This window comes from Deltaproteobacteria bacterium (genome assembly GCA_013151915.1).
Classification (GTDB): Bacteria; BMS3Abin14; BMS3Abin14; order BMS3Abin14; family BMS3Abin14; genus BMS3ABIN14.
The window spans coordinates 1-13,138 of the sequence record JAADHJ010000057.1; the positions used below are offsets into that span (position 1 = coordinate 1).

General features: G+C 56.8%; 10 protein-coding genes. 3 read left to right on the forward strand and 7 right to left on the reverse strand.

Translation table 11 applies throughout. The features are described from left to right. Positions 1–277: 277 nt before the first annotated feature. A complete protein-coding gene (locus tag GXP52_10190; GenBank protein ID NOY87652.1) occupies positions 278–1,612 on the reverse strand; it encodes a Fic family protein in 1,335 nt (444 codons plus the stop codon). 232 nt (positions 1,613–1,844) lie between these two features. Here GXP52_10190 and GXP52_10195 point away from each other — a divergent pair, with 232 nt between their 5' ends. Together GXP52_10195 and GXP52_10200 are read left to right on the forward strand one after the other, a co-directional pair. Further along, positions 1,845–2,309, forward strand: a complete 465-nt coding sequence (locus tag GXP52_10195; GenBank protein ID NOY87653.1) for a YraN family protein — start codon at positions 1,845–1,847, stop codon at positions 2,307–2,309. Positions 2,310–2,312: 3 nt separating this feature from the next. Then, positions 2,313–3,833: a YifB family Mg chelatase-like AAA ATPase gene (locus tag GXP52_10200; GenBank protein NOY87654.1), complete on the forward strand. Its 1,521-nt coding sequence runs from the start codon at positions 2,313–2,315 to the stop codon at positions 3,831–3,833. Positions 3,834–3,875: 42 nt separating this feature from the next. On the opposite strand, the gene GXP52_10205 is transcribed toward GXP52_10200, so the two are convergent. From GXP52_10205 to GXP52_10230, 6 genes are all read right to left on the reverse strand, one after another. Further along, positions 3,876–6,005, reverse strand: coding sequence for a hypothetical protein (locus GXP52_10205; GenBank protein ID NOY87655.1), 2,130 nt, complete (start codon positions 6,003–6,005; stop codon positions 3,876–3,878). A 315-nt stretch (positions 6,006–6,320) separates the two neighbouring features. Further along, a complete protein-coding gene (dnaJ, locus tag GXP52_10210) occupies positions 6,321–7,532 on the reverse strand; it encodes a molecular chaperone DnaJ (GenBank protein NOY87656.1) in 1,212 nt (403 codons plus the stop codon). Positions 7,533–7,535: 3 nt separating this feature from the next. Continuing rightward, a complete protein-coding gene (gene grpE / locus GXP52_10215) occupies positions 7,536–8,147 on the reverse strand; it encodes a nucleotide exchange factor GrpE (GenBank protein NOY87657.1) in 612 nt (203 codons plus the stop codon). A gap of 122 nt (positions 8,148–8,269) precedes the next feature. Further along, the gene (gene hemW / locus GXP52_10220; GenBank protein ID NOY87658.1) at positions 8,270–9,394 is read right to left on the reverse strand and encodes a radical SAM family heme chaperone HemW; all 1,125 of its coding nucleotides are present in this window, start codon (positions 9,392–9,394) and stop codon (positions 8,270–8,272) included. Between the two features lie 11 nt (positions 9,395–9,405). Further along, complete coding sequence (locus GXP52_10225; GenBank protein ID NOY87659.1) at positions 9,406–10,401, reverse strand: ATP-binding cassette domain-containing protein; 996 nt, start codon at positions 10,399–10,401, stop codon at positions 9,406–9,408. Between the two features lie 36 nt (positions 10,402–10,437). After that, entirely contained in the window at positions 10,438–11,400 is a 963-nt protein-coding gene (locus tag GXP52_10230; GenBank protein NOY87660.1) for an ABC transporter ATP-binding protein, read from the reverse strand. Between the two features lie 237 nt (positions 11,401–11,637). On the opposite strand from GXP52_10230, the gene GXP52_10235 reads away from it, so the two are divergent. Next, on the forward strand, positions 11,638–13,138 hold a 1,501-nt coding region (locus tag GXP52_10235; GenBank protein ID NOY87661.1), incomplete at its 3' end, for an excinuclease ABC subunit UvrA.

Sequence of the window (13,138 nt, forward strand, 5' to 3'; positions counted from 1 at the left end):
ACGCTTTCCCCTGAAATATTGAATAGTTATGCGCGAAGTTATAGCAAATTCACAGTTCTCGGTCTAGAAAAATCAAGGACTCGGGCGGTGGGACCTTCGAAGTTTGAGGTTTGAGGTTCAAGGTGTAAAGATGATGGGGGCTTCGCAGAAAGTCATCAACGCGCCCCGCGTGGGGCGCCCTTATGGAAAACTCTTTGCACGTTTTGAATTGAAAGCTACCGGGGATCTGGAAACCTGAGAATCTGAGGTCCGGTCCGGGGCGACACTGAGTGCAGGTTCAACTATATCCTAACCTCTTTTTCAGATCCGCGGGAACCGTGAACACCAACTTCTTTCCCGTTTTCCCCTGCTCCAGGAGTCCCTGCTTCGAGAGACTGCGCAGATCCCATCTGGCTGTGGCATAGGCTACATTGTGGGAGTTTCTGTGAGACTGCACGGTATAAACGGCATCCGGATGCTTAAGGGCATGGTGGAGCACAGCCTGCTGCCTGAAGTTCAGGTCGGGCCACATCCTCATCTCTCCCAGGGCCGCATGATATTCCTCCTGCTTCCGGGCGAGGTATGCGTGGAGGTCGTCGATGGCGGTACGAATAACTCCCAACTGGTTCATGAGGAAATAGGTCGCGTCGCAACCATCCATCTCGGAATACAGAAAGGATCTCAGGTACTGCCTGTGAGCACGAAGGATTGTCCTTGATATGGATACGTACTCAAAAAGCCAATATCCTTTTCTCAGGGCGTACCAGTAAAAAAGGGCCCTCGCCGTTCTCCCGTTTCCGTCCACGTATGGATGTTCGTAGGCCAGCCAGAAGTGGAGGAGGACGGCCTTCACAACGGGGTGGATGAACGGTCCCTCGTCCAGGTTCGCAAACCGGCAAAGTTTCTCCAGCCTCTGCTTCAACTGTCCCGCCGGCGGGGGGGTGTGCAGTACCGTACCGTCCGAGCTGTCCACCACCTGAATCTTTTCGTCAGGCCGGCGCAGCCTGCCCGTACTGTGGGGATCATCGAGGGTATTTTCCGTCATGGACGCCTGAAGGGAATTGAGAAGATCCACGGTAAGGGGCTCTCCAGATAGATCCTTTATCTTTTTTATGGTGACATAATTATTGAGGATCATCTGTTCGGCCCGGTTTGAGGGCCTTTTGCCGGTCCTGAGCATCTCCTTGGCGACAAGCCTCGTCGTGTCTGCGCCTTCGATCCGGCTTGAGGCGATGGCCTCCTCCATGAGCGAACTGATCAGATATCTCTCGCTTGTGCCTGACGGCAGTCCCGGAGTATCCAGGCCGATGGTCCCGGCGGCGTTCCTGTCCAGATAGTGAAGTTCCCTCATGGCTGAATCGGGGACCCAGTAATGGAATATGTCCCCTTCCGGCTTTTCCAGCGGCAGATGATTGGATCGGTATAATCGCGCGGATCGAACCAGCTTCCAAATTTCCTCTACACTGACACCCTTGGGAACCTTCTGGTATTTCACACGATCCCAGTAAAGGTATTCGCTGTTGATCTTCGCCAGTAGATCACGGCCCTCCGGGGATACGAGAAACCTGCGGGTTTCCGGAGAAGGTTTTCGCGGGAAATGTTCGGTCCGTGGAGGTGGTTCGGGAAGTTTCATAAACTATCAATCTCCTATCAATATTCATTAAATTGATAGTTAATTGTAGCTATCTATCAATGTTTGTCAAGTTGATAGAAACCGACCGCATTGTGCCTGAGCATGAATTTCAGCATTTCAGACGAAAATCATCAGGAATGCCATGATTCATGCTGCGGCACCGGAGGCTCTGGACTCTGGACGTTGGACCCTGGACTCTGGACTCTGGCTGCTATCTTGCAATCAACCCGGCATGACCTATCCCACAGACAGAGCGCCGCACTTCACCACGGGCCGGAAAGGGGAAGATCTGGCCGTTCGCTACCTGCGTCTGCGCGGATACCGGATCCTGGAGAGAAACTTCCGCTGCAAACTGGGGGAGATCGACATTATCGCAAAAAAAGGTGGTGTCACCATATTCGTGGAGGTCAAGACCAGGCGGGAACCATACATGATGGACCCAATCAACGCCATTGATGGTCTGAAAGTCGTTCGAACGATCAACGCGGCCCGTTTCTACCTCCTGACCAACCGCACGGGCGACATCCCGTGCCGTTTCGACGTCCTGACCCTGTCCGTTTCCCCGGAGGATCGGACGACAATAAACCATCTCGCGGACGCCTTCCACCTCACCGACGACACCGTCACTCAGGGCCGTATCAGCTGGGCCAGGTCCCTGAAAAAGCGCATATACCCGAAGCGGAAAAGAAAAGGATAGACCATGGTCTCGCGAATACTTTCATGCTCTATTACCGGCCTGGAGGCCGTCCCGGTTCACGTTGAGTTGGACCTTTCCAACGGGATGCCGGGTCTGACGATCGTGGGGATGGGCGATACGGCCGTACGGGAAAGCCGGGAGAGGGTGCTGGCAGCGCTGAGAAACTCCGGCTACGAGCTTCCTCCATCGCGGGTCACCGTCAACCTGGCCCCCGCCGATCTGAAAAAGGAGGGCAGCCGCTACGATCTGCCCATCGCGCTCGGAATCCTCGCGGCCCTGCGAGCGTTTTCCCCCAGCGCCCTCGACGGTTACCTTGTTATGGGGGAACTGTCCCTCACCGGTGAGGTCGTCGGACGAGAGCCTTCTTTCCCCGCGGCTCTTCTCGCCAGAAAGGCGGGCATCGAGGGGATCATACTTCCAAAGGAGATGGCCGCGGAGGCCGCACTGGTGAAGGGTTGCCGTGCCCTTCCGGTAGACAGGCTTTCAGAGGTAACTGAATTCCTGAGGGGTAACGGCACGCTCGATCCGGCGGCGCCCGTCGCCGTCCGAAATCCGGACAGGATACCGGACCTGTCCGAGGTCAAGGGCCAGGAGGTTCCAAGAAGGGTTCTGGAGATCGCCGCCGCCGGAGGCCACAACCTGCTTATGGTAGGATTTCCCGGAGCCGGAAAGACGATGCTGGCCCGGAGGCTTCCCGGAATACTCCCTCCCCTGACGTCGGAACAGACCGTGGAGGTAACCGCAATTCACAGCATCGCCGGCCTGCTTTCGCAGGGAAACAGAATCATCACCCTCCCTCCATTCCGCTCGCCTCACCACACCATCTCCCACGTCGGGCTTGCCGGCGGCGGAACTCACCCACGGCCCGGAGAGATCACCCTGTCACACAACGGTGTCCTTTTTCTGGATGAGATGTCGGAGTTCAAACGCTCTTCCCTGGAAACGCTGCGGCAACCTCTCGAGGACGGCAGGATCACCATCACAAGGGCAGCCCGATCCGTAAGCTATCCCGCCCGGTTTATCCTGGTCGGTGCGACAAATCCCTGCCCATGCGGTTTTCTCGGTCATGAGACACGGCCCTGCATCTGTTCTCCGTCGGCGGTGAGTCGATACCGGAGACGTATCTCCGGCCCCTTGATGGACCGTATCGATCTGGTCGTGGATGTTCAGGGAGTCCCCCTGGAAAGGATCTCATCCCATCGGGCGGGAGAGGGCTCCGGGGTTGTTGCCGAGAGGGTGAAGACCGTACGCACCGCCCAGGCGGAAAGGGCCAGGGACGGCTTTCCTACGCTTAACAGCCGGTTGTCGCATGGGGATCTCGAAAAGCTTTGCCCCATAGGGCGTGAAGGGGAGGCGCTGCTTAAAGAAGCCGTCAGGAGGCTTGGCTTAACCGCCCGCGGATATCACCGGACATTGAGAATTGCCAGGACGCTGGCCGACATGGAGGGAAAAGAGGTTCCGGGGCCGGAACACCTGGCGGAAGCCATTCAATACCGCCCGGTTCTAAGCGGGGTTTACGGGTAAAAGGCAGGAAAAAACAGTCCAGAGTNNNNAGTCCAGAGTTCATCAATCGTCCCTGACTACGAAAACCTTCAATTCATTCTGCAGCAATCCCATGCGCTTGTCCAGTTCGGAGATGACCCCCTGGAGTCCATGCACGGACCGCCTGTTCGCCTCGACGATACCCGTCAGGTTCTCCGTCAACTTTTGGACCTTGTCGCCGTTGGCCACTTGGACATCCGTCGCAACGGAAATCTCCCTGACGGTTTCACTGATCATCGTCAGGTCCTTGTTTATCTGTTTGCTCGTGGTGCTCTGTTCCTCGGTGCTCATCTTGATTTTATCGGCCATCTGCTGAATCCTGCGGGACATTTCAAGGAGTTTATCACCGCTCTGGGACTGCTTCTGCCCGGCCTCCTTGATATTGTTAACGGAACCGCTCAGATGGTCCGTCGCTTCCATCACCCGTGTGCTGGTCATGGTCTGTTCGGACGTGGTCTGGGCAATCTCATTCACCCGCTGGGAAACGAGGTTTGTGCTTTGGAGGATCTTCTCCAGGGAATCGGTGACACGTTCAGAAAGCTGGACCCCGTCTTCAACCTTCCGGTGGGCATCTTCAACAGCCTCGCCGGTTCGACTGACCTCCTCCCGGATTCCCTGGATCACCCCCGCAATCCTGTTGGTCTGGGCCTTGGTGCTCTGGGCAAGTTCGTTGATCTCGTCCGCAACCACTCCGAACCCTTTCCCCTGGGCGCCCGCCTGGGCTGCGATAATGGCCGCGTTCAGAGCCAGCAGATTGGTCTTTCCGGTAATATCGGTGATAAAGCTCAGAATCTCATCGATCTCCTCGATGCGCTCGGTAACAACCGATATGAGCCGGCTGACCTGTGACGAACTCTCCCTGATGGCCAAGGTCCCTTCCATGGCGCTTCTCGACACATTCACGCCTTCCTCAGCAATCCGGGTCATCAGCACGGCGTCCTCGGAGGTTGTCTCGGCATTTTGCCGAACCTGCTGAATACTTACTCCCATTTCACTCATCGAGCTTGCCGTCTCCTCCGTTGCCTGGGAGAGGGCCAGAAGGTTGTCCGATATCGCACTGATGGAGGAGGACATGCTCTCGATTGCGGCATTGGACTCGTTAACGGATCGGGACTGGGAGTCAGCCATGGCTGAAACCTCCTCAACGGAGGCTCCCATCTCCATGATACTACTGAAACTGTCGTTGGCAGAGCCCTCGAGAACATGGATGCCATTGGTTACCTCGGTTATCATCTTCCTGTTATGCGTCACGGATTCCAGGGTCTCCGCAGCCAGCCCCGCCTGCTGTTCGGTTCCCTCGAGAATCTCCTTGTAAAGTCTGGACATCCGATCGTTGGCGAGGGAAATGCTGTCGAAGGATTGTCTGACCCGGTGAATCATCCCCCCCAGCCCTTCAAGGGTCGCATTGATACGCTCACCCAGGATCCCGAATTCATCCCTGGTGAAGACATCCACGCTGCCGGAAAAGTCACCGTTTCCGGCTTTTTCGAGGACATCCAGAATAGGCTTCATGTGGCGCAGAAGAAATTTGACCACCAGGTGCAGAAGAATAACCCCTATGATGAAGGCGCCTGCAAACTGAAGGATCAACCTGGTGGTGATTTCGCCCATTTCGTCAGTGATAAGATCACGGTTCATTCCCACGTGCCCTGTTCCGGCGACACCGAACAGGATCGGGACCGAAACCTCCATGACCCGACCCACCGCGGGGTCCTGAAAATCTATCTTGCTGAACTCCTTGTCGCCGAACACCTTGTTCAGGCCGACAATACTATCAGGAAACACCCCCTTGAAGGTGTGGGCCACAACCTTGCCCTTGTCGTTTGTGACAAACACATATCGCACCCCCTGAATTCCGCTGAATCCATCCACGAGGGACTGAATGACCCCAAGGTTCCCACTGATAAGGTTATTCTCGCTTGCACTGGCGAGGGAAAAAGCGATGGCCTTGGCCTTGCTGAGAAATTCCGCCTCCATAATCTCGCTGATACGATGACGGATAAACAGGATATTAAACACGGCAAGTATGACGAACACTACGATAATTACGCTGGTGATCTTCCAACCGACGGTGATTTTGGATGCCAGGAACGATCTTCCACCGGTACCTTCACCTTCTGTTTTTTCAGGGAGATTACTGTTTTCGTTCTCCATATCGGGGCCCCTCAGTGAAGATTGCCTGTTCAGGAATAAACCACGAAAACTGTCTAACCACCCGTTTAGCAAATATGTCATCTTTGTTCAAGAAAAGAGCGGCACGGTGAGGATAGTCCAGAGTCCAGTGGCCAGAGTCCAGAGTGGAAAAGCGGACGAACGAGCAACGGGAACCCGGGCGATGGGACACGGAGAGTCTATTTCTGTCATTGCGAAACGCTACTTTAGTGAAGCAATCTCGCGTGCCGAGACTGCTTCGGCACAGGGAACGGTCTCGCAGGGACAAACGATTATACCGGTGTCAGAAACAGGGGGTTATCCTGAAGGAAATATGGCTGTGTCGCGGTGTCGATTTTGACTCTGGACTGTGGACTCTGGACTGTGGACCCTGGACTCTGGACCCTGGACTCTGGACTCTGTTGCGATTTTTTCCATCTTCCTGTAAAAGTCACGGACAGCCCTGTAGGATGACGCTTTCCCCTGAGCCTCGAACTCCTCCAGAAGCTTTTTCTGCTTCCGGCCCAGACTCCTGGGGACTTCCACCATAGCTCTCACGTACTGATCGCCACGCCCGGAACCATGCAGGTTGGGAATTCCCTTACCTTTGAGGTGGAAGACCTGGCCGGGCTGGGTCCCGGCCGGAATTTTCAGATCCAGGGTGCCCTCCAGGGTGGGGATCAGGATAGTCCCTCCAAGAACAGCGGTCTCAATCCTCAAGGGAACATCGCATAGGATGTTGTTTCCCTCCCGCACGAAAAGAGGATGGGGCTCAACTTCCAGGAGAACAAACAGATCGCCCGGATCGCCGCCTGCCAGGCCGCTGTCCCCCTCCCCCTGGAGCCTCAGCCGTGTCCCGTTGTCTACCCCGTGGGGTATCCGTACGGTCAGGGCCTTCTGGCCGCGCATCCGTCCCTTGCCGTTGCACCGCCGGCAGGGGTGCTCAACAATGCTGCCCGTTCCGCTGCAGTTGGGACATGGCCTGGACATGGTAAAAAAGGCCTGCTGGTAGCGGACTTCACCAAGGCCGGAGCAGACCTTGCATTCAACCGGGCTGTAGCCCGGCTCCACACCATCCCCCATGCACTGATCGCATTGTTCCATGTTGGGATATTGTATCTCCTTCTCGGCTCCGAACGCGGCTTCCTCGAAGGTGATGTGAAGACGGTACCTGAGATCCTGCCCACGGATCCCGGAGGACCTGCGTCCGGATCGTCCGCCTCCGAAAAAATCCTGAAAGAGGTCTGAAAAGAGGTCGGCAAAGGACCCTCCGAAATCGAACCCTCCGGAAAAGCCTCCATTTCCTGAAAGGCCCGCGTGCCCGAACTGATCATATATTCCCCGCTTCTCGCTGTCGGAAAGAATCGCGTAGGCCTCACTGAGTTCCTTGAATTTCTCCTCCGCCTGTTTGTCGCCGGAGTTGCGGTCGGGATGATACTCGATGGCAAGCCGCCGATATGCCTTCTTTATTTCCTCTGTGTCTGCGTCGCGAGAGACATCCAGAGTCTCGTAGTAGTCCCTTTTTCCCATAACCTATTTCTCTTCATCCTGTTTGGGGGCGGTGGGTTTTCCACCGGACACGTGGACCATGGATGGCCGAACAACTTTACCCTTGAACCTGTATCCCCTCTGGAGTTCGTTGACCACCGTGCCTTCCTCATGATCCTTTGACGGAAGTACGCCGACAGCCTCATGGATGTTGGGGTCAAACGGCTCTCCAACGGGCGACAGCCGTTCGAGTCCGCACTTTTCCAGAACGCCTCTGAGCTGCCCGGTGATCATACGCACCCCCTCCAGGATGCTCCCGGAGGGGAGGGTGGCCTCCTCTGATTCCAGGGCCCTTTCCAAATTGTCCAGAATGGGCAGGAGATCATGGACCAGGCGTTCATTGGCGTAGCAGACCAGATCCTCGCGCTCCCTGGTCATCCTCTTGCGGTAGTTATCAAAATCAGCGGCGGTTCTCAGGTAAAGATCCTTATATTCCGCCGTTTTTTCCACAAGTTCCTTGTACTCGGAAAGGGGAACGGTAACCAGTGGGGCATCCTCGCTTTCCCCCGCTGACACCGGCTCTTTCTCTTCCTGGTTTTCATCGGGTGACAGCTCTTCGAGAGCTGCATCCCGCGAATCATTATCTCGATGTTTCAAAACGGTTCCTCCTGGAAGATCGGGACGAGACTTTTTCAGGCTCTCGCCAACCGCGAAAAAAGACGATACTGGGGATTGTGGCTAACTTAACCAGCGTTCCGCGGGTGGCAAGGGGGAGGACATCATATTACCCTCGTGAATATCTCATTTGACAGCAGCATTCCCCGCGTCGTAAGGCGGATCCTGCCGGGGGTTGTGCGAATGAGTCCCATCCGGCGGAATTCATCAAGAGCCGGGCCGAGGATCTTCAGCGGATCAACGCCATAACGCATTGTGAACGCGTTTACCTCCACCCCTTGCGCCAACCTTAACCTGAGAATAAGAGCCTCCCGTGCTCTGTCCTCCTTTCCATCACCAGAAAGGGTCTCCCGTACGTCCTCCGGATGAGCGAGATAACCGGCCAGATCCGGCCTGTTGGAAAACCGTTCACGTGTCCCCTTCACCGTCAACGAACCGTGCGCGGAGGGCCCCAGTCCAAAATAGTCTCCGTCGCACCAGTAGTTGATGTTGTGCAGGCACTCATGGCCAGGCAGGGCAAAGTTGCATATCTCGTACTGGCCGTATCCTCCAGCCGGGAGCATCCTGCGGGCCATTCGGAACATGGCCGCCGCGAGGTCCCCATCCACCTCTCTCGGCCCCTTGTCGTCATTTGCTTCCAGCGCGTAGAGGGAGATGTGATCGGGCCCGACTGCCAGAGCCGTCTTAAGATCGGTCCTGAAGTCATCTATTCCCTGTCCCTCGAATCCGTAGATCAGGTCAATCCCCACAGACGGGAACCCGGCTTTCCTGGCCCTTGAAACCACCAGGGTCCGGTCCCCATCCCACTGGCCCGCGCCCAACATCCTGACGCCGGACTCCTGAAACGACTTGACCCCGATGCTCACCCTGTCGAAACCCGCCTCGGCCAGCTGCGCCAGTTCCTCGTCGCTGACTCCGGCGTCAGCCTCCAGGCTCATCTCTACGGTCCGGTCCAAAGGAAGCACGCTGTCCATCGCCTCAAACAGCCTCGTATAGAAGGACGGCGGCAGCAGTGAGGGGGTGCCGCCACCTATATAGACGGTTCTCACAGGTCCCGGAGCCACCCCCTTCAGGGAGGCGGCCTCCCTCAGGACGGCCTCCAGGAAGGGCTCTTCCTCACCGGGGCCGAGGGGAACTCGAAAGAAGTGGCAGTAGGGACACAGGGTGTTGCAGAATGGAATATGAATATAAAGGGCAACGCCTTCCCGCGGCCGGGGAGTGTATATCATTTCACCTGGACCTATCGCACATGGCAGGCGGCGAAACGGCCGTTGCCCCTGGATGTCAGGCCCGGCACCTCTTGGGCGCACCGTTCGATCCTGAGGGGACAGCGTGGATGGAAGTGGCAGCCGGAAGGAGGGTTAGCGGGGCTGGGAACCTCGCCCACTGGACCGGCGTCATGTCCACGCTTCTCGGGGTCGGGTTCGGGGATGGCCCGAATCAGGGCCTCAGAATAAGGATGGACAGGGCCGGCATACAGGTCCTCAACACGTCCGATTTCCATGAGACGCCCCAGGTACATCACGGCCACACGGTCGCACAGGCTCCGGACAACCCGCAGATCGTGGGAAATGAATAGCATGGTTAATGAAAAACGGTCTTTCAGGTTCACCAGAAGGCTCAGGATCTGGGCCTGGATGGAAACGTCCAGGGCGGAAACAGGTTCGTCGGCCAGGAGGAAGTCGGGACGGAGGATAAGGGCCCTGGCTATGCCGATCCTCTGCCTCTGACCCCCGGAAAACTCGTGGGGATATTTCCACGAGCTTCCCTCCGACAGCCCAACGGTCTGCAGCATCTGCTCAACCTCGGACGCCGTTTGCGAGGGGGATTTTCCCGCCAATTTCAACGGTTCCCCAATGATGGATCCCACCGTCTTCCGAGGATTAAGCGAACCGAAAGGGTCCTGAAAAACAATCTGCATACGGTGCCGAAGGGGACGGAGACGGCGCCTGTCAAGTAACGTTATTTCGATTTCGTCGAAAAAGATGGATCCACCGGAGGGTTCAATGAGTCGGAGCAGCATTCTTCCCAGCGTAGTCTTGCCGCATCCCGACTCGCCCACGAGCCCAAAAACCTCTCCCCTGCCGATATCCAGGGAAACGTGGTCCACGGCTCTTATTCCACCGGTGATCCTGCCGAAGACACCTCCCTTGACGGGAAAGACCTTGGTCAGGTCCTGGATCTGAAGCAATGGACGGACATCTGAATCAGATTGGGTCGCAAAAAGTTCATTCATGGCTTTTTACTCCACGGAAAGCGAAAAGTGTCATTTTCACTTCCCTGGGAAGTGGCACCGGACTGACCTTTCACCGGTTCTTTGAAGAGCCGGTTCCTCTTCCCCGCAAATCCCCTGGGCGCGGGGACATCTGGGATGAAATCTGCAGGCCCCCGGCAATCTGGCGAGGTCGGGAACCGCCCCGGGAATGGCATGAAACTCACGTCTCTCCATTGTTGGAAGGGACCTGATAAGACCGATGGTGTACGGATGCCATGGATCCGCGAAAAGCTCCCTGACAGGGCTCTTCTCAAGGATCGCCCCGGCGTACATGACGCACACCCTATCGGCCACTTCGGCCACGACCCCGAGGTCGTGGGTAATGAGCAGCGCTCCTCCCCCCTCCCCCAGCCTGATTATCTCCTCCATGAGGCGAAGGATCTGGGCCTGAACGGTGACATCCAGGGCCGTGGTGGGTTCGTCCGCAATGAGGACAGCGGGTTCACAGGCAACAGCCATGGCAATGAGTATCCTCTGCTGCATCCCCCCGGACATCTGATGCGGATACTCCCGAATCCGGCTCCGGGGATCAGGGAGGCCGACACGTTCCAGTATCCCCACCGTCGCCTCCATGGCGTCTTTCGCGTCCATATTCCTGTGAATTCTCAGGACCTCCGCCACCTGGTCCCCCACGGTAAAAACAGGGTTAAGCGCACTCATGGGTTCCTGAAAGACCATGGAAAGACGGTCGCCCCGAAGCTCCCTTATCTGCTCGTCATCCATGGACAGCAGGTCCAGACCTTCAAAGAGGACCTCCCCCGATATGATCTCTCCCGGAGGCGGGACCAGCCGCATGATACTCAAAGCGGTCATGCTCTTCCCACAGCCGGACTCGCCCACCAGGCTGAGGATCTCACCACGCCTGAGGGAGAATGACACCCCGTCCACCGCACGGAGGTCCCCCCCTTCAGTGGGAAATCTCGTGACGAGATCTTTTACCTCAAGCAGCTTTTCGGCCATGCAGCTCCATCCTCAAAAAAAATCCCCGGCCCTACAGCGTCATCCCGGCGACAGCCCGAATCCACCCCCACCAAGGAAGGCCCATTGGGGGCTATTGGGTTTTTCCTTTCCCTTTGGGTTTTGTCCTATGTTAAATTAACAGGTTGGTGGCTCGCCGTCGGGCATAATAACACAGCCGGATTCAAGGATGGGCACTAAATAAAGTCCATCGCCAGGCCGAGGGAGGTTCGGTCCATCATGGCCATTAATCGAATCGTCATCAAGGGCGCCCGGGAACATAACCTGAAGGGTGTCAATATCGAGATCCCGAGGGATTCCCTCGTGGTGATCACCGGGGTATCCGGCTCAGGGAAATCCTCTCTGGCTTTCGACACACTCTACGCCGAAGGACAGCGGCGGTACGTCGAATCCCTCTCCGCCTACGCCAGACAGTTTCTCGACCAGATGGACAAGCCCGACATCGACTACATAGAGGGCCTCTCTCCCGCAATTTCCATCGAACAGAAAACAATCAGCAAAAACCCCAGATCCACCGTGGGTACCGTAACGGAGATCTACGACTATTTTCGCCTCCTCTTCGCCCGGATCGGGATTCCCTACTGCTATAAGTGCGGGAAACGGATCGAGGCCCAGACCTCACAGCAGATCATAGATTCCATCATGGCGGTCCCCGAGGGAGAAAGGCTGACCATCCTGGCTCCTATCGTGCGCGGACGGAAGGGGGAGTATCGTCGTGAGTTGGAGCACCTTGCCCGCCAGGGCTTTCTGAGGGTCAGGATCGACGGCATGATCAGGAGCCTGGATGAGGAGATCACCCTGGACCGAAAGCGGAAACATGACATCGACCTGGTCATCGACCGCATCGTGATGAAGGAGGGGGTGCGAAACAGGCTGGCCGATTCCGTGGAACTGGCGCTCAGGATGGGCGAGGGCGTCCTCTACGTCATGCTCCCCGGGGACCGGGAACAGGTATTCTCCGAGAACCTGGCCTGCATCACCTGCGGTATAAGCTACCCGGAGATATCTCCGCGGTTTTTCTCCTTTAATAACCCGACCGGCGCCTGCCCGCAGTGCAGCGGCCTTGGTACCACGAGCATGATCGACCCGGATCTCGTTATCCCTGATCCATCACTTTCCATCCGCGGCGGAGCCATCGCCCCATGGCGAAGACGCAACAGTATGTTCTACCATCAGTCCCTTGAATCACTGGCGTCCCATTTCAAGTTCGATCTCGACACGCCTTTTGCGGACCTTCCGGACGTGGTCAGGCATGTCCTCCTTTATGGATCGGATTCGGAAAAGATCACCTTCCGATATGAGGACGGGAAACAGCTCTGGCGATCGAAAAAACCGTTCGAGGGAATCATTCCAAATCTCAGGCGAAGGTATATGGATACGAGTTCAGATGCGGCCCGAAATGAGATCGGGGTATACATGGGATACAAGCCCTGCAGCGCCTGCGGGGGGGCGAGGCTCAGGCCGGAAAGCCTGCATATAAAGGTCGGGGGGTTCAATATCCATGAGTTAACGGGCCTGTCCGTCCTTCAGGCCGCCTCCTTCTTCAAAGATATCACCCTGGAAGAAAGAGACTACGAAATCGCGCGAAGGATACTCAAGGAGATAGGGGAACGGCTTGATTTCCTCGTAGCCGTGGGCCTGGATTACCTCACCTTGAACAGGGCATCGGGAACCCTCTCCGGAGGCGAGGGACAGCGGATTCGCCTGGCGACCCAGATCG